Below are 25,833 nucleotides of genomic sequence, written 5' to 3'. Positions count from 1 at the left end.
CAAGCACATTTAACATCAGGAAAACTAAAAAGAAGATGGAAAAACTATTATAAAAAATCAGTAACTTTAAATGTTTAATCTGTAAACTTTTTTTAGGACGACACACCCCTTAATATCGAAGCATTCGTTTGTCATTGATAGCGTAGTGAGAAATCTCAACAATAAAATTAATCTTGGAATATGATTTCTTAGGCTTTTAGTCCTGTCAATAAGGCATGCTTCATTTTATAATCAATTTTTCAACAAAAACTTCCTCTTTGTTTTTAAGGAACATAAAATATATCCCTGGCTTAATCCCAGAAAGGTTAATTATTGCTTTTTTTATAAAAATATTTTGACAATAAACAACCCTTCCGCTAATATCTACCAATTGAAAATGATATTGCTTAATGGCGCCTGGTAACAAAATGTTTATGTATTCATTTGCCGGATTTGGATAAATATTATAAGAAGTCTTTTCAAATTTATTAAGCCCTGTGCTGATGGTTAAAAGAATATTTACTGTTCTTGAAATACCATTAACAATTAGTGTATCTGTATAATTTTCGTAACTATTTGCTGAAACAGTGTAAGGATAGGTTCCCATTTCTAAATCAATGCTCACAGTACCGTTATCGTTGGTAATTAAAACTTGTTCGTTAATATCAATATCTGCGCCTGAAATGGCCTGGCTTTCGTTGCCCACATAAAAGGTAATTGCATACGTCGGTGTGGGAATTTTTGTCATAAAAATATTCAAGGTTTGAGGATTCCCATCCACAAAAACCGTATCCAACACTTCAATATATCCATTTGCTGATACGATAAAAGGATAGGTGCCATTTACCAGTTCCATACTTGCATATCCATTCGAATCAGTTAATATACCCTGATTGATTATCGTTATCTGAGCACCTGATATGACCTCATTTCCATCACTTATATTAAAGGCAACCATAAAAGTCGGGGGGTTGGTTGCTTCAACAAAATAACTAAGCGTATCCCAACTTTTAATTTCATTTTCAATATATAATTTTACCGGATAGATGCCTGCCAATGCATATTGATGAACAGGATTTATGTCAGTGCTTGTGAACCCATCCCCAAAATCCCATAAGCAGTAATTTGTATTTGAGCTAGAATTTGTAAAAGAAAACGTTAAGTTATTATGAGTAAAACTGAAATATGCATGGGGTTTGTGTTGTTGGTAAAAGAAGCTTATCGCTTTGTTTACGATGCTATCCCAATAAGCGTTTCCACCTGTTCCATTTATCCAGTTGCCATTAAAAACACCATAAAATTCATGACCCGCTCCTGTAACAAAATAGGTGTCCTTAGCCGAGAAATTTAATGCATCTAGTTTTTTTTGAATCTCAAAACTACCATATGTAGGGGGGAAAATAGGTACATTAAAAGGATATCCAATCCCAAAAGGAACGGTAAGATCAGTTGTTCCATGAATTAAAAAAACCGGGACACTATCATCGGCAGTAATTAAACTAGGATGTTTAATAGCTCCCCATAGGCTCATCACAGCATCTGGTTTGCCATTTTTGTCCAAATAATTTCCAATATCGTAGCTTCCCAAATCAGGTGCAGTAATTTGGTTGATAGGCGGGAAAAAATCCAGAGGATCATTAAATTGATAAGTGCCGGCTTCAGTCGGCCTTTCTGCTGCATCATCCATGTAAATGCTTTGTAATGCAATAAATCCACCCGCGCTGCTGCCTAGCATATAAACCCTGGTAGAATCTATTCCATAAGTGGATGCATTTGCACGAAGAAAGCGAACTGCAGCTCTTCCATCCTGTAAACCACGATAAACAGCGCGTGTGGTGCTGGCATCATCCAGAATATTCATGCCAAGTCGATAATCAATAGAAGCCGTAACATAACCTCTCAAAGCAAACGTATCACAAAAAGCCATCATGTCGTCATGATATTTATTTCCCAGTAAAAATGCGCCGCTATGCACAAAAATAATGGCAGGTCGTTTTGTAGCCGTGTCTTCTAAAGGCTGATAAATATCCATTCTTAAGTTTACCTTGGTAGTACTGCTTTCGTTATTATAGGTGAGGAAGAATCCAGCATTGAGTTGTGCTGCATTTGTGTAAACCACATTTTCGCTTATCCCCACATTTTCGAAAATTTTATGGGCATATCTGTAGGGTTGGGCAGATAATGAATAGACAAGTAGAGTAGCTGCAAATATTATGATTAACTTGTTCATAAATAATGAAAATCAATAATTCATGGAATCCGATTAAACCCAATGAGTAGCTAAATATAGCTAATTCTATTTGTTTTATAAATCATAAAGTAGAAAATTGAGCAACAAATTATCATAATAATTAACCATAATTAGGGGGTTATTATTAACAGCAGTATATCTGCGATAATAAAGGTTAAAATATTCAGCTTGGTTCGGTATTCAGGTCATGGCCCTGATGCTAATCAGTTTGAAGTAACAATTTTAAGGTAGGCTTTAGCTGAATGTCATCTTTACATTAAGCGAAATTGTTTTTACAATCTTTCTGCAGGATCTGATCCCATTACAATTCTCGCTCTTTAAAAGGATTACTCTAATTTATATTTTTTAACCCGCATCCTTCGAAAGGTAAACATAATAATTCCTATTATGGAAATGGAAAAGAAAAGATAAAGATCTTCTGGGAATATTTCTATAAATAGCTATTTCAATTCCTACGATTCTTTCCAAAAAAATAAAATTTCGAACGAAAAAATTGTATTTTTATTTCTTCTTTCACCATTTTTAAAAATCAGTTATGGATCCAAAACTAAAAAATTGTATTGAGGATTTTCAAAACGGTCGAATCGATCGTCGTGAATTCCTTAAGAAATCTGCAATTCTCGCAGGAGGTGCTGCAATTGTATTAACCGGAATTCCTTCAATGTCCAGAGCTCAGATCGTTTCAGAAGATGATCCTCGTTTGGAAACCGAAATGATTACCTACACGGGCGAAAGTGGAGAGATGATGGCTTATATGGCCAAACCAAAGGGTGCAGGGAAACTTCCGGCAGTAATTGTTATTCATGAAAACAGGGGATTGGTCCCACACATTAAGGATGTTACACGCCGAATGGCACTTGAAGGATTTATTGCCATTGCACCCGATGCTTTATCCCCGGTTGGAGGAACTCCGGATACAGGTGAGGATACCCGTCCTTTATTCCAGAAAATCGATTACGAAAAAACCAAAAAAGATTTCAGTGCTGCCGTGAAATATTTACAAACCAATCCGCAAACGACAGGTAAGGTAGGTTGTACCGGATTTTGTTGGGGTGGCGCCATGACCAATCATGTTGCAGTAAATTCACCTGAATTAAAAGCTGCGGTTCCTTATTATGGCAGTCAGCCTGCCATTGAAGATGTTCCCAAAATTAAAGCTTCAATGATGATACATTATGCGGGTGATGATGCACGAATCAATGCCGGAATTCCTGCTTTTGAAGAAGCGTTAAAAAATGCGGGAATTGAATACGAAATATTTATTTACGAAGGGGCGCAGCACGCCTTTAATAATGATACCAATGAAAGCCGCTATCATCCGGAAGCAGCTAAACTGGCGTGGTCAAGAACCATCGATTTTTTTAAAGAAAAACTTGGGACTTAAATTGTACACGCATTCAGCACATTGAATACATGCTTGTGTTATAGTGTACTCTTCATTAAACAGTTACTTGTTTAATTCCTTAGGAATTTCAAATAGTTCATCCTTTGGATTAACATTGAATTTTACATTTTTAAATAATCCTTTATCAATACCCTCACGTCCCTCAAAACTATATCCATCAGGGAATAAAATGCCATTATAATCTAAATAGTTTGTGATAAAGTTCTCCCATAATTTTTCCTTTGGATCTCCGCTCCAACTAACAAGCCTTCTTGTAACCAAAAAGGTTTTATCATCGACAAAATAGCTGACATTTCCACCCAGGGGTAGTTCAACATAAAGTTCATAAGCATTAGTTTCTTCAAAACTTTTAAGCCCCCTCAATTCACACGGATATTCAAAAAAAGCAGGGAATATGAGTGCAATATCAATTTCAAAATGCCTCCAGGATGCAGTATCAATCATTTCCGGAAACCGTGGATTTCCATTTTTATCATTTGTTTGCTGGGCCCAGGCCGCTTGTTTGCCATCAAAAACAATCACTCCACCACCACTTATTTCATTTCTGAAAAGATTGGGTCGTTTTACTGTCATTATATTGGGAACCTTACTTCCATGAAAATAGCTTTCAACATAAATAGATTTAATTTCGTCAGGTTTCAGCTTGCCAAACATAGCTTTCCATGCATTTTTAATAATTTCAGCCTTGGTGATTTCAATGTTTTCATTTTGACTAATTACACTTAGGGTAATACATACTAGCAGCAGCAACTGAAATATTTTTCTTGTTATCTTTGATCGTTTCATCATTATGATTTTAGTTAATTTTTTTAATAGATCCTTTATAAAACACAGGATCAATTTTGAATGGAGCAATATTATCGAATACCTTAAACTTTTACAAGATGACTAAAGTACCTTTTATGAAAATACGTACTTTAGTAACTTAAATAAATACTCGCCAGACATTATGGTAGAACCAGCAAATTTAATTATTTCGTTAATCAACTTAATTTCGCTCATTCTTGGTGGATTTTCACTTGGTATTATTTTTTGGTTAAGCAGAAGAAACAATGCTTCTTATTTAAACTACTTTTTTTTCTTTCTGGTGTGTGCTGTAACCTCTGGTTTTTGTGATTGGATCATCTTTAATTGGGTTTTGCTTCTCGTTCCCGGCATCTCTTCTACTACCGCCGATCTTATTTATCATATTTTTTGGGATTTGATTGGCCTCCCAACTGCGCTCTTTTCGGTCTATTTTTTAATCCGAACGATAAATGGGATGTTAAAACTCCACTTTAAAAAGGTGTATTATTTGGTTTTTAGTTTGTTGCTATTTATTTTCACGATACTTTCATATTTGGGGTTTTATTTCCGTTTAGAAAAAACCGAAAGTTTCATAGGGTACTTTATGATAAAAATGTACACCTATATTATTCCTGCCATTATTTTGTCATTTCTCCTTTTTGCCTATTATAAATCAATAAGATTGAAAAAAAATGAATTAGCCATAGGGAAATTCATTATTATCCTTTTCTCCGGGTTTTTTCTCTGGAATTTTCTATCAATCATTCCTGTTAGTATTGGAGTTTGGCGACACGTAATCATCTTATCATATTATCTCGCTCTTTTCATTCCCTCGATATATTTATATGTCAGGAGAGAAGATTTTAAAATCATCCCTGTAATTAATAATAACATGGATTTGGAAGAAGTATTTACAACCTATCATTTTACATCCAGAGAAAAGGAACTAGTATTTCTTTTATTGGATGGAAAAAGCAATCAGGAAATTTCGGAGAAATTATTTATTTCATTGCAAACCACTAAGAATTACGTTAGTAATATTTACAAGAAAGTGGGACTTAAAAACAGAGTTCAGTTTGTGAATTTTATCCGGCAACATCTTTAATGAAATAGAAGCTATTCATAGTGTTAACTGCCAAGTAAGAAATAGAATAAAACAAATTAGTGAAGTAAAGAATTCAACCTAGGTATTACTCCAGCTTTTTCTTTGATTGTTCATTAAATCCACTGACTTTATTCAGATAACCATGATTTTAATATTACCGACTGCAAGGGAGTTGGATTTTCCAGTCGGTTTATTTTAAATTTAACCGAATTCCTTTGATTTTCTATTGTGTTTACTTTCGTGATTTCCAGTCCGCCGTAATTTAAATATTTGTTATAATCCAACTCTTTTGTGGTATAAATATATTCAAATTCATTTTTTAGTGAAATTCCGGCTATCGATTCGCAAGCTTCCTGAAATTCGGCATCCGTAAATCCACGTTGGAGTTTTTTATAATATTGCCAGTACATTAAACTCATCACATCATCAAGTGATTTTTTGTTTTGAGTTGCATTTCGGATGGCCAGGTCTAAAAACAAACCTACAACCGGACCTTTATCATAGTAAGAAATAGTTTCTCCCTTCTTTCCAAATGGACCATCATCCCATGTATAATAACTTGATTGCGATAAGGACTGCAAAAATCTACCCGGGTTATTTTCAACTGCGTTAATATTCCCTTCGAAATCGGCTAGAAATGCCTGTTCATCTGTCAATCCGGCTCTTTTTACAATCATGTACTCGTAATATACGGTTAAGCCTTCGCTAACCCAAAGCTGGGTGGTTCTATTTCCCTTATCATAATCGAAAGGTCCAAGCTCAAAAGGCCTAATGCGTTTTACATTGTAGTGATGAAAGTATTCGTGACCTATGAAATTCATCATCCTGTTGATGTCTTCTTTGGTTTTAATCCCGTTGCCATCAAAACTAATGGTAGTATTATTAAGGTGTTCAATTCCTCCCCGACCGGGTCCGATGGCGATAAAAGTGTATTTTTTGTAAGGGATATCGTCAAATATTTCAACTGCTGCTTCAACAACTTTCTTTAGATTGGAGATAAATAATTCATGGTCAAAATCCCCAATCTTATAACCAATAAAACAATGTTCGATTCCTTTTACTGTAAATGAAGGAAGCTCTTCTAAATTCCCAATTAAAAAAGGGCTATCGTAAAGAATATCAAAATCCGGAGCTGTAAATTCGTCAGGTTCTCCAGGAACTATTTCTAATCCGGTTACTATATTCCATTGTGGATGTATTTGTTTATCAATTTTAATTGAAACCGAAGAATTAAGCATGCCATCGATGTATAAGAAATTATTTGCAGGAACAATATAGGCATGCGTACTGTCCAAAAAACTGTTGGCAACAAATTGTCTTTTAGTTGAAACATCATAGCTTAAAATAAAAAGCTTGTCCTTTTTACCTGTAATACACCATGTATTGCTGTTTATTTTATTGATTGGGATGGTTTCTCCATTTTCATCCCGGGCAGAAACATTTTCAACGTCATCGGCATAATGCATTAACTGATAATAGCCCGGCATCCAATTTGGCATTTTCAAAAAAAGCGTGTCCTGAGTCAAACCTTTTACCTGAAGTTCCATATGAAATCGATGCGAAGCTGGCTGCGGCATAGAAAGGGTATAATGTAAAGTCGGTTTATCTGATTGTGCCTGTAATGTTTGATAAAAAGCAGAAAACAGAATGAGGATGCCTAATAAAATTCTTCTTGTTTTCATCCGATTTAGAGATTTGTTATTAATAGAAATATAATTTAGTCAAATTAAATGATACTTAACTTTTCAATGATTATAATAGGTTTAATCCATTCGTTGGATATTGTATATGAGAATGGGCTTAACTAATATTTGATTTACATTAGCTTGAGTTTGAATCTTAAGAACAATATCCATTCCCTTGGTAACTTGTCCAAATGCAGCAAAACCTTGTCCATCAGGATTCCGCTTTCCATTGAAATCTAATTCAGGTTGATCGTTAATAATAATGGAAAAACTACATTGTGCTGAATTTGGCTCTGCTCTGGCCATAGAAAGTGTTCCGTTTTTATGCAACAATTTTGTTTGTTGGGTTGTTTCGATAGGTATCGGGTCAAACATTTTTTCTGCGGATATCTCATCAACCTGAATAACTTGAATCTTTATATCACGTTCAGCTTCATTTTCGGGAGTGCAAACCCTGAAAAACTTAGTATTTCTATAGAGGTCGTTGTCCACGTATCGCATAAAATTACTTACAGTAACGGGTGCCTGTTCAGGATATAGTTCAATAAAAATATCACCAAACTCAGTTTTTATAACACAGCTTATTGTTTTTTGCGAAAAACTATGAATACCTGCCAAAAATAAAATACCAAGAAGAAATAATTTTTTCATTTTTAATTATTTAGATAAAAGTTTAGCATAATTGCGCTTACAGAAAGGAATCACATTAATATGATGCAATTTCTTTATCTAAATTATTGATAATTTTTGTTTTGGAACCTTAATTGCGCAATTATTATATTGAAGTTCCTGATGTTTAGTGCAAGCAAGCTCATTTTCCATCTGAATAAAGATGAATGGCTTGTTCAAAAAACGCCCTTATATAATAAATTGAAAATTAGAAAAGTTATTAAAATCTTTCTGCTTAACTCTCCTTCCACGAAGTAGGTCTCCGACGTTGTTGGCTGTTTTTATGGTTTGGATTTGCTGCCCACGATTGTTGTCGGCTACCTCTGCTTCTAACAGTAGGTGCTGCAGGTCTCGATTGTTGTCTGGGTCTTTGCTGCCTTCCCTGCTTCGGACTTGGTTCATCCGTACCATCATCAGGAAAAGGGTGATTTTTTATAACCGGAATATTCTGTCCGGTTAATTTTTGAATATCGCGCAGAAATGCCCGCTCTTCCATATCGCAAAAAGATAGCGCAATTCCGCTGGATCCGGCCCTACCTGTTCTTCCAATTCGGTGAACATAGGTTTCCGGAATATTTGGTAAATCGTAGTTAATCACATGCGACATATCATCAATATCGATGCCTCTGGCAGCAATATCGGTTGCAACAAGTACATTGGTGATTCCTGCCTTGAAATTACTTAATGCCAATTGCCTTGCACTTTGCGATTTATTTCCGTGAATGGCCTCGGCATTTATATCCGCCTTGATAAGCTCTTTCACTATCTTATTTGCTCCGTGCTTGGTTCGTGAAAAAACTAAAACCGAATCTATTTTTTCTGTTTGAAGTAAGTGTACCAACAATTTTGGTTTTCCTTTCTTGCCCGTAAAATATACTGCTTGAACTACTTTTTCAGCAGTCGCTTGTTCGGGTGTTACGCTCACTTTTTCCGGATTTCCAAGAATCTTCCTTGATAAAGCCACGATGTCGGGTGGCATGGTTGCCGAAAAGAAAAGGGATTGTCTTTTTTCCGGTAATTTGGCAATGATCTTTTTGATATCGTGTATAAAACCCATGTCGAGCATGTGGTCGGCCTCATCTAAAACAAAATATTTAATGTCTTTTAGATTGATAAAACCCTGGTTCATCAAATCCAAAAGCCTTCCGGGAGTGGCAACAAGTATGTCAACGCCTTGGCGAAGAGCGGTTGTTTGCCCTCCTTGTTTTACCCCTCCGAAAATAACCGTATTTTTAATTCCGGTAAACTTCCCGTAAGTTGTAAAACTATCCGCAATCTGGATTGCCAGTTCGCGGGTTGGGGTGATAACAAGGGCTTTAATTTTGCGGGGACCTTTGTTTGGTTTGTTATCCAAATAGAGATGCTGTAAAATCGGAGTTGCAAAAGCTGCGGTTTTTCCTGTGCCTGTTTGGGCGCAACCCAATAAATCCTTTCCGCTGAGCAAAATCGGGATTGATTGTTCTTGTATGGGAGTTGGTTGTGTATATCCTTCAGCGCTGAGGGCTTGAAGTATAGGTTCAATTAATTCTAATTCTTTAAATGTCATGTATTTTTTTAAGTGGGGGCAAAGGTAGCTTAATTGTTTGGATATATGGAGTTTTAATATTAAGCATATACAGGATATAATCTGTTCAAGAGTTCAGAAGTTCAAAAGTTAAGGGATTTTTGTCTTTTCAAAACACTATAAAGTGGAAGAGAAGTCACTTTTATCAGTTGTTATTGTTTGAAATTTAGCATTCCTAATTTGATGTACAGGAATTAAGCAAATTATTAATTATATCGATGTTCCATATAATTAAGGACTTATTACATAACAATTCATTACTAATTTTATAAATCTGTTTAAAAATTAATGCAATATAATTTCCAATTCTTAGAACTTATCCGCAAATTTACACAAACTTAATTGGGCCCTAAATTATTCATCTGATAATCCTTGTCTCACTATAAGTATTATTAAACTAATCAAAAACAACATCGCTTATGAGAAATATTAATACACGATTTTGCCTATCTGTTTTATTTATATTCGGAATGATTGCCTTAGGCTATTCACAGACAGAACCAACCTTAGGTTGGACACAATACAGGGGGCAATACAGGGCCGGAGCATCAACCGAAAAGTTAACAGAAAAGGATTGGGTAAGCTCAAAACCTGAAATGCTGTGGAAGAAAAATATAGGTTCCGGATTTTCAGAACTTATAATTTCAGATGGCATCATATATACCATGTTTAGTGAAAAAATTGACAGTACATCAGGATTTGAGTATTTGGCTGCTTATGATGAAAAAACCGGAAATGAAATATGGAGAACCCAGGTCGATTCAATTTATATTGAAATCGATGGATGGGGCGATGGGCCAAGATCAACGCCAATCATTGATGCAGAACACATATATTGTTTGAGTGGATTGGGAAAATTTTCGGCTAGAACCAAAAAAGATGGCAAGCTAATTTGGGTACATGATTTTGTTAAGGAATTTGGTAGCACCCGACCGCGTTGGGGTTATGCATGCTCTCCAATTCTTGTCGAGAATAATGTAATGATGGAAGTTGGTGGAGTTGGTGGCAAAACATTTATGACTTTTGATAAAAGTAATGGTAATGTTATTTGGGACGATGGTGCCGGTCCGGCAGGTTATAATTCACCACTTTTAATGAGTATTGAAGGACAAAATCAATATATTTTTGTGAATGGCAGAACTTTGTCTTCGTATAATGCGAAAGGAGATACGATCTGGACCTACCAATTACCTTTTTCGATTCCAATTGCGATGCCTGTTTTGATGGCACCTAACAAATTATTTCTCTCACAAATTTCAAGTGGATTTGTCATTATACAAATTGAAAACAATAAAGTCACAGAAGTATTAAGAGGGAGTGAAATGAAAAATGACTTTATGACCAGTGTTTATCATGACGGTTATATTTATGGATATCATATTGCCGCATTGCGATGTATTTCTGCCGAAACAGGAGAAGTTAAATGGTCGAAAAGGGGCTTCGGAAAAGGAAGCCTGATTTTAGTTGATGACAAATTGATTATTTTATCGGATAAAGGTAATTTAGCAATTGCCAAAGCAAGTCCTGATGCTTATCAGGAATTGGGTTCGGTTCAGGCAATTAGTGGAAGTATCACATGGACTGCTCCTTCGTACACTGATGGTAAAGTTTATTTGAGGAATCAAACCGAAATGGCCTGCTTTAAGTTAAAATAAATCTTCAACCCTAAAAACAAGATAAAATGAGGTTCATTAAACATTACACAATCCTTATGATTATTTCCTTCTGCATTTCAATGGCTGCAAACGCCCAAAATGTTGACGACATAATTGCAAAACATATTCAAGCCCATGGAGGTGCCGAGAAATGGGATGCTATTAAATCGATGGAAATAAATGCACGCTTTACGGCTTTTAGTGAAGAGAACGAATGGTATGCAATAAAAACAAATACCGGAGCTTATTACAGCGATTTACAAATCGGGCAGCATAAAGTCAAAGAAGCCTTCAATGGAAAGTCTGGCTGGACTATCGATCCATGGCACGATTTCACATTTCCACGTTTGTTGAACAAAGTTGAAGACAATGTTTTTCAGCAAAAAGCTGAATTCTTTTCTCCTTTTTACAAATACAAAGAAAAAGGGAGGAAAGTAGAATATGCTGGTGAAGCGAAGATAGATGGCGTTGATACTTATGTTTTGAAACTAACCAGATCCAATGGATTAGTAGAAACTTGGTACCTGAATAAAGCAACTTATCTTGAGGTTAAATCAATTTCCGATTGGGTTGATTTCGGGTCGCGTGTATCGGCAGAGTCATTTTTTGATGATTTCAGGGAAGTGAACGGTTTGGTAATCCCCTTTTTTGTAGAGCGCATGTTTGGTCAACGCGACAGGATTTTGGTAATCGAAAATATTAAGCTAAATGCATCAGTCGATGAAAGTATTTTTGAAATGCCCAAAAGCAATGAAATGCAAAAGCTTGCATTTTTAGCCGGAGACTGGAATGTTAAGGTTGAAGCTCCGGGCAGAAATAATACATGGCGCACGGCTGATCAAACATCATCAAATGCTCAATTTATAGCAACAAATAATTTGCAACAAAACATCAGCGTTAGCGAGTACTACGTTCAATCAATGATTATCAACTATAGCTTTTATCAGGAGCGAAATAAATACCGACTCACGATCTATAATGGATTTTCATCGAGTAGTGATTTATATGAAGGTAATTTTGTTGATGGTGTTTTTACGGCAGACAATACCAGTGTTAAATATAATGATGCTGAATCAAATGCGGCACTTCTTCAGCTAAGCATTTATAACATTACTCCGGATGCATTTATGATGGAAATAAAGAATTCTGCTGATAAAGGGGCAACATGGAGGCCCGCCTATAAATTGAGTTACAGCAGAAAATAGTTTTATTCGTGAAACTAAATTTTTATAAGTGCTAGCGTTATAAAAATTCTAAGTTGAACGAATCCCGATACGCTGCACTATCGGGATGAATGAGACTAACCTGCTGGCCGCAGGCGGGCTTGTGGCGAAAAAATTAAATACTAATCCAATTGATACCCCGTTGCTCTGCGGTGGGGAGTTTCATTCGTTTAGTATTTGACAGATCGGATGCCTGAAAAACCTTCCCTCTTTTTGTATGGAAGGATTCCATATCCAGTAATTTTATATTCAGGATTTTATTTTTAAGATGGATTAGTTTCATTAAAATTTGTAAATTCATTTGCAAATTTTAATGAACAGATAGTCATGAGAAAAATAATACAACTTGTTTTATTTTCAGGTTTAGCAATGTTAATTGTAAGTTGCGGTAGTAATTCAAATCAAAAACCCCAACCAGTTAAGGATACTAAGTCAGATTCTATCGTAAAAGAAATCAAGGCTATTAAGAGTGACTGGAAAAAAATACATGCCCTGGATGAATTCGGAGACAAAATTGAAAGCAAATATACTTTGAATGTTCAATTTAAAGGTACGATGACGAATTCGGTAGAAACCGGTTCAAATATAACAGTGAAAATGCAAATCAAGGATTCATTAATTTATACGATGTTCTATGATTATAGCGATCTGGAAGATGAATTACCGAATGGTAAATCCATAAATTTAAAAGTTAAAATTGAAAATGGAGCGGTTTTACAAGTTAAACAGTATTTTTCCAATAACAGAATGATAGATAAGGATAAGGCCTTACTTAAATTAATGTTAACTCAGGACGTTCCTTTAAAGGTGATTGCAGATCTGAGTATGGCAGACAGCGATGCATCAACAGTTTACAGATATGATATAAGTACAGCAGGCTTAAAGGATTTGTTAAAATAGGCTAAATAATCAAGAATTATAGAAACGATGAGAAGGCTTTTTTTGTTCCTGTTTTTTATCCTTCCTTTGATCTCCATTTCACAAAATAAAGGTTTATTAACCGGAGGTTTTGAGTCTAACATTCAATGGTATTCGAAGGATCAGAATCAATTTGCCCCTGACTTTAAGGATTATTTCCGATCAAACAATTATCTAAAACTCGACTATCAATATAAAAATATTTTTGCTGGTGTTCAGTTCGAATCTTATGCCCCTGGTGCACTTTTAAATTATGATCCGAAACTGGATAAAACCTTTGGCCTGGCAACCTTTTTTCTCAAATACCAACTCGAAAACCTTGAATTAACAGCCGGATATTTTTATGAGCAATTTGGAAGTGGACTTATTTTGCGACTATGGGAAGACCGGCAATTGGGAATTAATAATGCGTTAAGAGGAGGCCGGATAAGATTCACTCCATTCAAACCGATAACACTTACCGGAATTTATGGTAATCAGCGATTGGGTTTCGAAGTTACCGAAGAAAACATTGCCGGATTGAATGCTGAAATCGGACTCAATCAACTTTTTAAACATGATTCATACTCCTTGAAATTAGGATTTAGTTATGTAGTGAGATTCCTGGTTTGGGATCGACCAACCATGGAAGCAGCCGGCACGACACATTCTTACTCATCCCGAATAAGCTTTAACAAAAACAATCTTTACTCAACGTTTGAATATGTCCGGAAAGGTGATGATGCCCTTGTTGAGCTGGGGCAAATCATCCCCGAAAAAGTATTTAAAGGAAATGCATTATTGTTAAATATGGGATATTCAAAGTCAGGACTTGGCATCAATGCAGCATTTCGCAGACTGGAGAATATGAATTTTTATTCCAGCCGCAAAGACGCAGGAAACATCTACAATCGTTCAATCATCAACTATCTGCCAAGTTTAACTAAACAGCACGACTATGGACTTGCCAATATTTATATTTACCAAACCCAATCAAAACTAAGCTTTAACCCGCTTGCCAAATCGGGTGAAATTGGTTTCCAATTTGATTTGTTTTATCAGATCAAAAAAGGAAGTGCTTTGGGAGGGAAATACGGAACCAATTTGGCCATTAACTTTTCTCGTTGGCATGGATTAAAGGCAACTTATGACATCCAAAACCGATCGTATAATTCAACATCTTTAAAATTTGGAGAAAAGTATTTTCAGGATCTTAATTTCGAGGTCAGAAAGAAATGGACCACAAAAACTTTCTCCATTTTTACCTTTATCAATTCATTTTATAATAAAAAATACATTGAAGAAACTACAGGGAAGGTTGATTTCACGATTATTGCAGCTGAAACCATCCTGAAATTAAATGCTGGCAAATCTATGAAATTTATTGTACAACATTTATGGACAAAGGATGACAAAAAGAATTGGGCAGCCTCTACTTACGAATACAATTTTTCTTCAAGATTCTCGGTATTTGTATCAGATATGTATAATTACGGCAATGATGAGGCTTTAGACAAAAAGCATTTCTACAACTTTGGCGGCAATTATTCAAAAGGCAAAGTCAGGATTTCATTGGGTTACGGCAGGCAAAGAGGAGGATTATTATGTTTGGGTGGGATTTGCAGGGTGGTACCTGAATCAACAGGGTTCACACTTACTTTAAATACTTCTTTTTAATAATTCACAGAGCATTTCGATATACTTCAACAAGTTCAGCACAAGCTTTTCACTTCTTGAAATACTCAATGCCTAATACATAATGCACCCTGAGTTGTTTCGTAGATTCAGTATCGAAGGGTGAAAGGTATCGATCATAAGTGATAAATTTGCAGGTGTTTGATTATCTCAAGTAAAATTATGTAAAGAAATTACAAAATCGAAAACAATCTTTTTCTGCAGTATAAGATTTATTTTTCGTTAGGAATTTCTGAAGCCTTGGAAGAAATTTAGAAAAATAAATCTGGTTTTTGTACGGAGTACAAAAAATACCTTAGAAAAAGCGTCCTTTCTTTTGGTCTGTTTTCTTTGGACGAGCAAAGAAAATGAACATTACAATTTTTTAATGCCTAAAACAATAAATTCATTCTCTTGACTTATTACTGTTCTTTTGTCTTAATACAAAAGAACCAAAAAGGCAAAAGATTCCGCTCCAAACCTTCCCCTCGCCTAAGGCGAGGCCACTCCCTGACATGGCAGATTTTCCTGCCTACACACAATGTTTAAAATCTTTTCGCCAAATTAGTTATTGCTATCATAGCCTTTTCATCTTTCTTGGCATCCCCAATATCGTAAGCTTCAGAAGTAACGGCTTCAATAAATTCTAATTTAAGTGAGCGAGCCATGCGTTTAAACATTTCGATGGTCAGATCACAATCTTTTTCACCCACACCGGCGGGAAGCAAAATCGCCATTTTTTTGTTGGCTAATTTATCTCCCCCGTAGTACGGGCGGAGACGGTCGAGCAATGATTTCATTTTGGCAGTGGGGGTAAACCAATAGATAGGAGTACCAAAAACAATTATATTTGCCGCATCAATTCGCTTGTACAATTCCTGCATATCATCCTCAACGATGCAGGTCAGGTTGCCACGTTTACAGCCCCTGCAATCGGTGCAGGCTTTAATCTCAAAATCATATAAAAAGCTGTAATTGGAAGTAAATTTTTCTTTATCCAGTTGCTTGTTCAGTGCTTCAGTCAATACAGCAGTATTTCCTCTTTTCCTGGGACTTCCAATAATGAATTCTACTCTTTGCATATGCAAGATTTATTCGGGGTGACACCCTGTAGTTACACACTTCGACTTCGCTCAGTGTTCCATTTAATATTTAGAAAATTGTACGACCAAAAAACAACATAACCCAGCAAACTCCCAAAAGCAGCTCCAACGATTACATCTCCCGGATAATGAACCCCTAAATAAACTCTGCTATAGCCTACCATTGCAGCCCAAAGCAAAACCAGGATCGTAAAATAACGATACTTTTTACTAAGGAACCGGATTAAAAAAACTGCGAGTCCAAAAGTATTGGAAGCATGCGAGGAAATGAAACCAAATTGTCCGCCACACTTGCCATTGATCAAATGTACCAGGCCTTCAAGTTGTGGTTCGTGACAGGGCCTTAATCGGAGGAATACATTTTTAAATAAATGCACAGATCCCTGATCGCTTAAAACAATTAAAATAATAACAGATATAAAAATACCGATCGTTTTCCATTTATAATTTTTAATGAGCAGATACAGGAAAAACAAATAGAGTGGAACCCAAATGAGTTTGTTGCTCGCCCAGAACATCAAAAAATCGAAAATGCTGTTATGGCTTCCGTTTATCGCCAAAAAAGCTTGCGTATCCCAACTTTTTATTAGCTCTAACATTATTATTTATTCGGTTGGTGCATGGTTTAACAATTTCCAAATTTCATCCTTAAGCTGGGTTAATCCCAATCCACTAATGGATGAAATAAAAATAGTTTTAATTTTTGGAAGTTCATTTTTCATTTCTTTGATCAGTTGATCATCCAGCATATCACATTTGGTAATGGCTAATAATCGTTCTTTATCCAACAATTCAGGATTGAACTGCTTTAATTCGTTTAAAAGAATTTTATATTCTTTTCGTATATCCTTAGAATCGGCCGGAACCATAAACAGTAACATCGAATTTCGTTCGATATGCCTTAAAAACCTCAATCCCAAACCCTTGCCTTCATGCGCTCCTTCAATAATTCCCGGAATATCGGCAATAACAAATGAAAGATTGCTACGATAAGAAACGATACCTAAATTAGGAACAAGCGTGGTAAAAGGGTAATCGGCAATTTCGGGTTTTGCAGCAGAAACAACAGATAAAAGCGTTGACTTTCCGGCATTCGGGAAACCGACCAAACCGACGTCGGCCAATAATTTTAGTTCAAGTATCACCCAATCTTCCAATCCGTCTTCTCCCGGCTGTGAATAACTTGGAGCCTGATTAGTAGGTGTTTTGAAATGATCATTGCCCAATCCACCTCTTCCTCCCTGAAATAAAATCATCGTCTGCGCATGCTCAGTTATTTCACCCATCACTTCTCCGGTTTCTGCATTTCGGGCAACTGTTCCAAGTGGTACTTCAATAAATTGATCCTTACCGTCGGCACCATGGCTTCGTTGTTTACCTCCACTTTCGCCATGATCGGCATGAATATGTTTGGTATAACGCAAATGCAAAAGGGTCCATAATTGTGAATTTCCTTTTAAGATAATGTGCCCTCCTCTCCCACCATCTCCCCCATCAGGGCCTCCTTTTGGAATATATTTCTCGCGTCGGAAATGAGAAGAACCCTTGCCTCCATTACCCGATCTGCAAAATATCTTTACGTAATCAACAAAATTCGAATTTCCCATCTTAATTTACAATTTTATAAATTTCAGGTAAATTCCTTGCCTGACCATCATAATCCAATCCATAGCCGATAATAAAATCATTGGGGATATTAAGCCCGATATAATCTATTTTAAAATCTTTTTGAAAAGCTGCTGGTTTAAACAACAAAGTTGCAATCTTCACATCTTCAGCTTCAAGCTGGTGAAGCAAAGGAACAGTATGCGCCATGGTAATTCCGGTATCAATAATATCTTCAACCACCACAACCGTGCGTCCCTTTAAAACCCGATCCAAGCCAATTAACTCTCGAACCGTAGAGGTAGTTTGAGTGCCAACATATGAAGATAGTTTTACAAAACTAAGTTCACAATCAATGGTAATTTTCTTAAACAGATCGGAAGCAAACATAAATGCACCATTCAAAACAACGATGAATAAAGGATTTTTGTCCTTAAGCTCAACATTTATTTGATCTGCAATATTTTGAACAGCAAGTTCAATTTGATCCGATTTGATAAACGGACTAAACTTTTTATCTTTTACCTGAATGATATCCATTACTAAAAATTATCGAACAAAGATAGCTGATAAGATATAGAATTGGAATTTAAAGTTTATTTTTGTTCTAAGTTCAACAAACCAATATAATTCATGAAAGCAAAAGTAAGCATCATTATGGGTAGTACATCCGACTTACCGGTTATGGAAAAAGCTGCCAAATTTCTGGACGAAATGGAAATCCCATTCGAATTAAACGCACTGTCGGCACATCGCACACCTGAGAAAGTGGAGGCTTTTGCTAAAAACGCCCATAAAAATGGGATACGGGTGATTATTGCTGGTGCAGGAATGGCAGCTCATTTACCCGGGGTAATTGCCGCCATGACCCCCATTCCGGTTATTGGTGTACCAATCAATGCAAGCCTGGATGGTTTGGATTCATTGTTGGCGATTGTTCAAATGCCTCCCGGTATTCCGGTTGCAACCGTAGGAATAGATGGAGCATTAAATGCTGCTATATTAGCAGCCCAGATCCTGGCAACTGATGATGAAAAATTATTTAACAAAACCGTTCAGTATAAAGAAAACCTTAAGAGCAAGATTGTAAAAGCCAATGAAGAACTGGCCGCAATCAAGTATAAATTCAAAGTTTAGTATAAATCCTTAATTACTACTTGCAAAAAGGCTCTACCGATGGTGGAGCCTTTTTTTATGGGAATTTGAGCAAAGTCAAGTTTCGAAATTTTATTAAAACGGTATCTGTATTCCCACAGTTTCATTCACCTTGGCTTCCTCAACATTTATTGCATTTTTTGAAGTCCCATTAACCACAAAGGCTACCAAACGAATATTTGCCGAATTGCTGAGATTTGAACCGGCAACCGAAAAACTAAATGCCTTTTGATAAGTACGATCAGCTTTTGAGTCGGCAGCAGGTATTGCATCCCCTAACAAATCAGTCAGGCAATAGCGTAATACATGATTGTGTTCAAAATTTGGAATTGAGCTAGTTCCTCCATAAAGCGATGTATAATTAACTTGCGTATAGGGTAATTTATCCTCCAATAGATAAACAACTAATTTCAAATCAGTTTGATCAATGAGAAATCCTACTTCTATATCAATTTTCAACTCACCATTACTTAAAGCTGAACTTATTCCAACACCAAGCAATGCTTTATTTTGTAGTTTTTTTACAACTTGATATACCCCACCGGGAGTATCTTCAGGAAATTCCCATTTCTCAGTGCGATTTATCGTGGCAGTCGGAAATGCTGAAATATCAAATGCGTTAAATAGTATGTTTTTGTCGGAAAAGTTAAATGGATCATATGCCAAACCACTTGAACAATGGATAGCTACAGGTACCATATTCACTGTTTGCGCCTCAACCATCTCGATTGCCTTGGCTAATCGGGGGCACCACCCGCACCAGGTTCCGGTATAATCTTCAACCAGGACCTTTTGCTTAAACGGTGAATCACCCAAAACCATCAAATTTAAAGTATTGCTCTTTAAATCTCCATATTTTGCATAAACTGAAAATGTACCTTTAGTTGTTGGTTGATAAGTCAACACTGAAACAGCAATCTCATTTATTATAGATGCTAAAATTTGAAGAAATGGGATTCCCAAAATTGTCTTTTAAACTAAAGGAAAAAGTATCCCCCAAATCAATAAGGGTATGATTAGTGGAAATTATTATTGAACTTATTACCTCTTCTGTTTCTTTTTTAGTACAAGAAAAAGCTGAAACCAGAATTAGAAGTGAAATTATTATTTTAAACTTGCCGATCATTATCAATTGAATTGAGTAATATTTCTGAGGCCAAAGATACATTAAAGTAGTATTTCTTCGAAGTGTAAATTATAAAACAATATCTTTGTTAGAAGGGTAATTGAAGCTAATCACCTAATAAACACGACCGCAATTACGAATGATTTTTATCACTAAATAGAAATAGATGCGAAAAATAATTCTAGTTATTTTAATAGTCATTACAAGCAATCTTTATGCACAGATCGCAATACCATCTATCAGTTTAAAAAACACACAAGGTAAACAAATTAATGTTGAAGAGCTTACCAAAGAAGGCTTGTTTATTGTAAGTTTTTGGGCAAGTTGGTGTGTGTCGTGCATTAATGAATTGGATGAGATTAATGATATTTATGATGAATGGCAGGAAAAAACCAAAGTTAAACTCATTGCTGTTTCGATAGATGATTCAAGAACTATTGACAGGGTAATTCCTTTGGTAAACGGTAAAGGATGGAATTATGAAATCTTGTTTGATACGAATCAGGATTTGAAAAGAAATTTAAATATTGGCAGCGTTCCCTATTTGATGATTGTTCACAATGGTAAGATCGTTTATCGGAATTCGGGGTATGCACCGGGACAGGAAAACGAAATATTTGAAGAATTACTTAAACTATAAGCTGATTTTAAATTTAACAAACTTTTTTAACAGCAAAAAACCAACAGGTCATCGAGGCTTTCCCGTTTACGAAGAATTTCAAATGTTTCACCTTCATCGAAATAACCAATAACTTTCGGAATTTGACGATTATTATATCTCGACCACATACTCAGGGTATACGCACCTGTGTCTTGTATGATGATGTAATCGCATTGTTAAACCGGTGGTAATATGATTTCAGTTGCAATTACATCTCCTGTAAAACATAAAGGTCCCGCAATCAAATATTTATTTTTGTCGAAACCTGTTTTAATATTTCCATGTCTGTCCAGAACAATAATCTCATAATGCCAATCATCGGGCCGATAACATTTACACAAAAACTGGCATTTTTAGCCGGGAGCTGGAATGTTAAGGTTGAAGCTCCGTGCAAAAATAATACATGGCACATGGCTGATCAAACATCATCAAATGCGGCACTTTTTCAGCTAAGCATTTATAACATTACTCCGGATGCATTTATGATGGATATAAAAAATTCTGTTGATAAAGGGGCAACTTGGAGGCCCGCTTATAAACTTACCTGCAATAGGAAATAGAAAAAGTCGGTTCGTCAGGGCTAAACAGGATCAGCTTTGTATGGATTGTAAAGACGAATCGAGATTAATAAATAAAACAATATCATCAAACCTCTTGTTCTGAAAACTTGAAAAACCAAACGAATTATCCAATTGATAGAATTAAGGATAACCGGAGCAACTATGTTATTCCCAACTTTTTAATTTTTTTGGATCAACCACTTTAATTAATGCCCGGGCTAAAACCAAAGTAGTGTCAATTAGTGGGATGTTTTTAAAATTTTTCTCCGGAAATGCAAGGGGAAACTCAGTACACCCTAAAACAATTACCTCTGCCCCTTTTTCAATTAAGAAATTACATGCAAAATATAGAATGACCAGCGATTCTTCACTAATTTTATCTGTAACAGATTTAATTCCATAAACAGGATGATAAATGGATTGATGAACTTCTTCAACCATAGTTTCCGAAACATTCAGTACTTCAAATCCGAATTTCTCAATTTGTTTGTATTGGTGGGTTTGGTAGGTTCCGGCGGTTCCAAGAATGCCAACTTTTTTAATTGTTGGAAACTGGGTTTTTAGAAATTTGCCAACCTCTTCAATCATGTGTAACAGTATTATTTCAGACTGTCTTTCTTTTAATTTTTCCACAATTACACCAAAAATATTTGTAGCATGAGCCGAATTACAAGGCAAACCAACAACAGTAGCACCCATTGATTCAAGGCTCAAAATAATATCTGCGATAGCATAAGCAGGGTTTTCTTGAATTTTTCCCTGAATATATTCTGTACGATCGCCAATTCGTTCTGATGCTGAATATAATATTTGAGAAATATGATCCTGATCTCTTCCTGCTATGGTTTGGTTTACTATTTTCCTAGAGAGATCGATACCTGCAATTGGCCCCATTCCTCCCACTATTCCAATCATTCCTTTCTTCATTTTACTGTTCTCTTGCTTAAAATATAAGGTTAAGTAATGTTTCAAATTCAGCTTCACTTGCTAAATTACGTGCTGAATAATCAACAACACCCTGATTATATCCTATTTCCTCAACATTGGTTGCATGGTTCAAGTGTTTACCATGCAAAGTCAATTTTTGGGAATAGTTCGAGAAACTAACCGAAAGAAAAATGAGAATAGAAATAATTCCTAAATTAGTACTGAACTTTTTCATTTTTAAATTATAAATTAATTTTCAATGTTTAAATTTAACATTTCCAGTTATTATTCCAACAACTTACAAACTTAATTATTTCGATTATGATCCGAACAAGTATTAAAATCCTGCTAATTTTTCTTCCTTTTTTTCTTCTTTCCTGTGATAATGAAAAGGAAACGAGAAAATTCAAAATTGGAGTCGCTACTTTCTCTCATGAAACCTGCACATTTTGTCCAGCCCCGACCGGAATTGAAGAATTTGAATACTATGGTCCTCCGCTACAAGGAGCAGAAGTTTTGGCGGCGGGTGATTATATCGAAGGGTTTGTGAATCAAGCTTCTGAATTCGAAGATTTAGAATTGATTGGTTTGACTTCCCCACGTGATTCAAAAGGAGGTTCATCAGGTAGTTGGATTACCCAGGAAGCTTTCGATAAATATACTGCTTTGATGGCCAAGGACCTTGAAGAAAAAGGATCCTTTGATGGGCTATATTTATCACTTCATGGAGCCATGGCTGTTACTGGAATTCCAAAGCCGGAAGCTGAAATCGTAAGACGACTGAGAAAAGTTGTAGGCGACATCCCAATTTTTGTCACCCTCGATTTACATGCCAATGAAGATCATGAACTAACGGATGTAGCTAATGCTGTTCTAATCATCAAGCGATATCCTCATTATGATGCCTATCTGCAAGGTGAACGCCTGGCACGCTTGATGAACCTAACCCTCAATGGTAAATACAAACCTACCATGGCCACTCGTAAACCCGGAATTATCACCCCCAGTGTTTTTCAGGGAACCGGTGTTTCGCCTGCCATGGAAATCATGGAGAAAGCACGTCGCATCGAAGAACAATATCCAGGTGTTTATGTTTCGGTAGCTTTTGGATTTGCCTATGCAGACGTTCCGGATGTGGGTGCCACGATCATGATAATTACAAATAACGATCAGGAACGTGCAGATAAAATAGCTGATGAAATGAATAATTACATCTGGATGAGAAGGTTTGAATTTGCAGGTAAAAAATTACCCAAAACCGAAGAAGGGGTTAGATTGAGTATTGAAGCTGTGAAAGAAGGAAAAACGCCTGTTATTGTTGCCGATCATAGCGACAGAACAGGAAATTCAAGCCATATTTTGGCCGAATTGATTAAGCAACATGCGAAAAACTTTTGCATGGCAACCATTTCTGATATCAAAGCAATAAACCAATTAACTGAGCAGGGAAAAAATGTAGGCGATGAAGTTGAACTTAGTATAGGAGGTTACGAAGATGAATTTGCAGGCAAACCGGTTCACATTAAAGGACAACTGGAGTATTTTGATAAATTAGGAAGATCCGACAAAGTTGCCGTTGTGAAATTTGGGGAGAACAATCGGGTTATTTTAACACCTGTGCTAAATCAAGTAACAGATGCCAGAATATTCACAACACTGGGCATCGATATTAAATCACTTGATATTATTGTTTTAAAATCGAGGGTTCATTTTAGAAGAGGGTTTTATGAAAACGGTTTAGCCGGTGCTATCATTGAAGTTGATGCTCCCGGTTTGGGACCGGCCGATCTGACAACAATTGATTATAAAAATATTCCTGACAATCTTTATCCATTATCACAAAAGAAATAAGCATTAATTTTCTTATTAAAAAGCATCTTGGATTTAAGGATCAAGATGCTTTTTAATTTCAGAATAATATTTCAAATATTATTTATTGATAATCTTCAAAACCTGCTCGATAGGAATTGCATTTACAGTATTACCTCCAAAGCCTGTAGTTGTAGTCGCCATGAATAATGAATTGTAAACAGCCTCCTGAGTAGCCTCTTCCACGGCCTGAAATAATGTTGTCATTGCGTCATTCAAAAACAATGGTGGTAAATCATACAAATTACTTTTACTATCATTAGGTATGTGGTAAGCCGTTGAAAATGCAATGGCAAAATCTCCTGATGAATTTGACATAACATTGGTTGTTTTTCCCATTCCAATGAAAGCACGTTTTGCCAACCTTTCTAAATTTCTGGTCGATAAGGGAGCATCCGTTGCTATGATAATCATGCATGATCCATCTTCCTTTTTATTGATTTTGTTACTCTTAATTTTTGTTGTTACAGGTTCTCCATTGATGTAAAGTTCCCGTCCAAAATTAGATTGTAGTAACACTCCAACCGTATATTGTTTTCCATCAATGGCAATCGTTTTTCTGGAAGCCGACCCAATACCACCTTTAAATCCGAGTGCAGTTGTTCCGGTTCCGGCACCAACACATCCTTCTTCAAATTTGCCCGAAACAGCTGACTTTATCGCCTGAATAACATGTTCGCGAGTCACATGTTGACCTCTTATATCATTTAAATACCCATCATTCGTTTCCCCGACAACCGCATTTACAGAACGTACATTCTCATTCCCTTTTTGTTCGAGCGTGTATTTAACAACAGCTTCCATAGCTGTTCCTACATTTAATGTGTTTGTCAGAATTATTGGAGTCTCTATATTGCCAAGTTCTTGAACCTGGGTATAACCTGCCAATTTCCCAAAACTGTTAAAACAATAAATTGCTGCGGGAACTTTTTCCTGAAAAATATTTCCACCATGTGGCAGAATTGCAGTAACTCCCGTTCTGATGTCCGTTCTCTCTTTCAGAGTAAGATGTCCAACTTTGACCCCCTCAACATCGGTGATCATGTTTAAGGTACCTTTTTCAAGATATCCCACTTTAATCCCAAATTCAGAAATCCTGCCTCTTGTTTGATTGCTTTGAGCAAAAACAGAAAGGTTTACCAAAACGATCAGTATAAATGAAAACGCATAATTTTTCATGATAATTGAATTATGTTCAAAGGGCAAATTAGAATAATTGTAAATATCATCGGAAGATAAGGATTTATTTAATAATTGAAAATATGGGCAGTTGAAAAAATACCAAACAAGAATACAACTTAATTGGAATGATTGAATTTTTATTAGGAACTCAATGCTTCGCGAAGGCTGACCAATTTATGTTTCTTTTCATCCCATAAACGATAACGCATTGAACGGATACTTGGCCAAAAAGTAAGTGGTTCTTTCTGGAAAATTGGATTTTCACGGATGCATTTTTCGAGATTGTAATTTGGTATTTTGGGACTTAGATGGTGGAGGTGATGAAAGCCAATATTGCCCGAGAACCACTGTAATATTTTAGGGAGCTTCAGGTACGAACTGCCTTCCATGGCAATTATTTTGTAATCCCAATTTTCGTCACGTTCCCAAATTACATCCTCAAATTGATGTTGTAAATAAAACAACCAAACACCTGCCACCGAAGCAAAATATAATATCGGAATCTGAATAAGAAGAAAGGTTTTTAATCCTATTAATAGTGAGATAAGAATCACGCCTAAAATAAGACCAATGGTAGTAAGGTGTGTGTATAATTTGGATTTAAAGGATTGGGTTTTGTTCGGAAAACGCATAGCAATTGTAAACAAAAAGAAAGGGGCTATAAGAAAGATTATTATCGGGTTACGATAGATTCGGTAGTAAATTCTTTTACCGAGAGAGTAACTCTTATATTCCTCAACCGTAATAGTTTT

The 25,833-nt window shown here is 35.9% G+C and carries 25 protein-coding genes; 10 read left to right on the top strand and 15 right to left on the bottom strand.

The window, feature by feature from the left end:
* Positions 1-220 precede the first annotated feature (220 nt).
* On the bottom strand, positions 221-2,209 hold the full coding sequence (locus KKG99_07405; protein MBU1012815.1) for a carboxylesterase family protein: 1,989 nt from the start codon (positions 2,207-2,209) through the stop codon (positions 221-223).
* Positions 2,210-2,765: 556 nt separating this feature from the next.
* On the opposite strand from KKG99_07405, the gene KKG99_07400 reads away from it, so the two are divergent.
* Entirely contained in the window at positions 2,766-3,614 is an 849-nt protein-coding gene (locus KKG99_07400) for a dienelactone hydrolase family protein (protein MBU1012814.1), read from the top strand.
* A gap of 63 nt (positions 3,615-3,677) precedes the next feature.
* On the opposite strand, the gene KKG99_07395 is transcribed toward KKG99_07400, so the two are convergent.
* The gene (locus KKG99_07395) at positions 3,678-4,424 is read right to left on the bottom strand and encodes a hypothetical protein (GenBank protein ID MBU1012813.1); all 747 of its coding nucleotides are present in this window, start codon (positions 4,422-4,424) and stop codon (positions 3,678-3,680) included.
* Between the two features lie 160 nt (positions 4,425-4,584).
* Here KKG99_07395 and KKG99_07390 point away from each other — a divergent pair, with 160 nt between their 5' ends.
* Entirely contained in the window at positions 4,585-5,526 is a 942-nt protein-coding gene (locus KKG99_07390) for a LuxR C-terminal-related transcriptional regulator (GenBank protein ID MBU1012812.1), read from the top strand.
* A 128-nt stretch (positions 5,527-5,654) separates the two neighbouring features.
* Here KKG99_07390 and KKG99_07385 read toward each other — a convergent pair whose 3' ends face one another.
* The 3 genes from KKG99_07385 to KKG99_07375 form a co-directional block, all read right to left on the bottom strand.
* Positions 5,655-7,208 carry a M61 family peptidase gene (locus tag KKG99_07385; GenBank protein MBU1012811.1) on the bottom strand — a complete coding sequence of 518 codons (1,554 nt, stop codon included), beginning with the start codon at positions 7,206-7,208 and terminating at the stop codon, positions 5,655-5,657.
* Between the two features lie 81 nt (positions 7,209-7,289).
* On the bottom strand, positions 7,290-7,862 hold the full coding sequence (locus tag KKG99_07380; protein MBU1012810.1) for a peptidylprolyl isomerase: 573 nt from the start codon (positions 7,860-7,862) through the stop codon (positions 7,290-7,292).
* A gap of 253 nt (positions 7,863-8,115) precedes the next feature.
* Positions 8,116-9,426, bottom strand: coding sequence for a DEAD/DEAH box helicase (locus KKG99_07375; GenBank protein ID MBU1012809.1), 1,311 nt, complete (start codon positions 9,424-9,426; stop codon positions 8,116-8,118).
* Positions 9,427-9,863: 437 nt separating this feature from the next.
* On the opposite strand from KKG99_07375, the gene KKG99_07370 reads away from it, so the two are divergent.
* Positions 9,864-11,099 (top strand): PQQ-binding-like beta-propeller repeat protein, encoded by a 1,236-nt coding sequence (locus KKG99_07370; GenBank protein ID MBU1012808.1) that lies wholly within the window; start codon positions 9,864-9,866, stop codon positions 11,097-11,099.
* Between the two features lie 26 nt (positions 11,100-11,125).
* Positions 11,126-12,304, top strand: a complete 1,179-nt coding sequence (locus tag KKG99_07365; GenBank protein ID MBU1012807.1) for a hypothetical protein — start codon at positions 11,126-11,128, stop codon at positions 12,302-12,304.
* 133 nt (positions 12,305-12,437) lie between these two features.
* Here KKG99_07365 and KKG99_07360 read toward each other — a convergent pair whose 3' ends face one another.
* Positions 12,438-12,623, bottom strand: coding sequence for a hypothetical protein (locus KKG99_07360; protein MBU1012806.1), 186 nt, complete (start codon positions 12,621-12,623; stop codon positions 12,438-12,440).
* Between the two features lie 26 nt (positions 12,624-12,649).
* Here KKG99_07360 and KKG99_07355 point away from each other — a divergent pair, with 26 nt between their 5' ends.
* Both KKG99_07355 and KKG99_07350 read left to right on the top strand, forming a co-directional pair.
* Entirely contained in the window at positions 12,650-13,222 is a 573-nt protein-coding gene (locus KKG99_07355) for a hypothetical protein (protein MBU1012805.1), read from the top strand.
* A 27-nt stretch (positions 13,223-13,249) separates the two neighbouring features.
* A complete protein-coding gene (locus tag KKG99_07350; protein ID MBU1012804.1) occupies positions 13,250-14,896 on the top strand; it encodes a hypothetical protein in 1,647 nt (548 codons plus the stop codon).
* A gap of 542 nt (positions 14,897-15,438) precedes the next feature.
* On the opposite strand, the gene KKG99_07345 is transcribed toward KKG99_07350, so the two are convergent.
* From KKG99_07345 to hpt, 4 genes are read right to left on the bottom strand one after another with little or no spacing between them, the layout of a single operon-like run.
* Positions 15,439-15,975: a flavodoxin family protein gene (locus KKG99_07345; protein ID MBU1012803.1), complete on the bottom strand. Its 537-nt coding sequence runs from the start codon at positions 15,973-15,975 to the stop codon at positions 15,439-15,441.
* 32 nt (positions 15,976-16,007) lie between these two features.
* On the bottom strand, positions 16,008-16,595 hold the full coding sequence (locus KKG99_07340; GenBank protein ID MBU1012802.1) for a phosphatase PAP2 family protein: 588 nt from the start codon (positions 16,593-16,595) through the stop codon (positions 16,008-16,010).
* Positions 16,596-16,601: 6 nt separating this feature from the next.
* Positions 16,602-17,603 carry a GTPase ObgE gene (gene obgE, locus KKG99_07335; protein MBU1012801.1) on the bottom strand — a complete coding sequence of 334 codons (1,002 nt, stop codon included), beginning with the start codon at positions 17,601-17,603 and terminating at the stop codon, positions 16,602-16,604.
* A gap of 1 nt (position 17,604) precedes the next feature.
* Positions 17,605-18,141 carry a hypoxanthine phosphoribosyltransferase gene (gene hpt / locus KKG99_07330; GenBank protein MBU1012800.1) on the bottom strand — a complete coding sequence of 179 codons (537 nt, stop codon included), beginning with the start codon at positions 18,139-18,141 and terminating at the stop codon, positions 17,605-17,607.
* A 93-nt stretch (positions 18,142-18,234) separates the two neighbouring features.
* Between hpt and purE the strand changes: the two genes are divergently transcribed.
* The gene (gene purE / locus KKG99_07325) at positions 18,235-18,738 is read left to right on the top strand and encodes a 5-(carboxyamino)imidazole ribonucleotide mutase (GenBank protein ID MBU1012799.1); all 504 of its coding nucleotides are present in this window, start codon (positions 18,235-18,237) and stop codon (positions 18,736-18,738) included.
* A gap of 93 nt (positions 18,739-18,831) precedes the next feature.
* Here purE and KKG99_07320 read toward each other — a convergent pair whose 3' ends face one another.
* Positions 18,832-19,719 (bottom strand): Omp28-related outer membrane protein, encoded by an 888-nt coding sequence (locus tag KKG99_07320; GenBank protein ID MBU1012798.1) that lies wholly within the window; start codon positions 19,717-19,719, stop codon positions 18,832-18,834.
* 329 nt (positions 19,720-20,048) lie between these two features.
* On the opposite strand from KKG99_07320, the gene KKG99_07315 reads away from it, so the two are divergent.
* On the top strand, positions 20,049-20,522 hold the full coding sequence (locus KKG99_07315) for a TlpA family protein disulfide reductase (GenBank protein ID MBU1012797.1): 474 nt from the start codon (positions 20,049-20,051) through the stop codon (positions 20,520-20,522).
* A gap of 329 nt (positions 20,523-20,851) precedes the next feature.
* Positions 20,852-21,103 carry a hypothetical protein gene (locus tag KKG99_07310; GenBank protein ID MBU1012796.1) on the top strand — a complete coding sequence of 84 codons (252 nt, stop codon included), beginning with the start codon at positions 20,852-20,854 and terminating at the stop codon, positions 21,101-21,103.
* 165 nt (positions 21,104-21,268) lie between these two features.
* Here KKG99_07310 and KKG99_07305 read toward each other — a convergent pair whose 3' ends face one another.
* Both KKG99_07305 and KKG99_07300 read right to left on the bottom strand, forming a co-directional pair.
* On the bottom strand, positions 21,269-22,030 hold the full coding sequence (locus tag KKG99_07305) for an amino acid racemase (GenBank protein ID MBU1012795.1): 762 nt from the start codon (positions 22,028-22,030) through the stop codon (positions 21,269-21,271).
* 16 nt (positions 22,031-22,046) lie between these two features.
* Complete coding sequence (locus tag KKG99_07300; GenBank protein MBU1012794.1) at positions 22,047-22,265, bottom strand: hypothetical protein; 219 nt, start codon at positions 22,263-22,265, stop codon at positions 22,047-22,049.
* Between the two features lie 86 nt (positions 22,266-22,351).
* Here KKG99_07300 and KKG99_07295 point away from each other — a divergent pair, with 86 nt between their 5' ends.
* Positions 22,352-23,881 carry a M81 family metallopeptidase gene (locus KKG99_07295; GenBank protein ID MBU1012793.1) on the top strand — a complete coding sequence of 510 codons (1,530 nt, stop codon included), beginning with the start codon at positions 22,352-22,354 and terminating at the stop codon, positions 23,879-23,881.
* A 78-nt stretch (positions 23,882-23,959) separates the two neighbouring features.
* Here KKG99_07295 and KKG99_07290 read toward each other — a convergent pair whose 3' ends face one another.
* Both KKG99_07290 and KKG99_07285 read right to left on the bottom strand, forming a co-directional pair.
* Positions 23,960-25,078 (bottom strand): P1 family peptidase, encoded by a 1,119-nt coding sequence (locus tag KKG99_07290; protein MBU1012792.1) that lies wholly within the window; start codon positions 25,076-25,078, stop codon positions 23,960-23,962.
* A gap of 143 nt (positions 25,079-25,221) precedes the next feature.
* Positions 25,222-25,833: fatty acid desaturase (locus KKG99_07285; protein ID MBU1012791.1), on the bottom strand; the 612-nt coding region annotated here is incomplete at its 5' end.

It is taken from the genome of Bacteroidota bacterium (assembly GCA_018816945.1).
Taxonomy (GTDB): Bacteria; Bacteroidota; Bacteroidia; order Bacteroidales.
The sequence above is the reverse complement of the archived record's forward strand: the minus strand, read 5'-3'. Positions and strand labels throughout refer to the sequence as shown.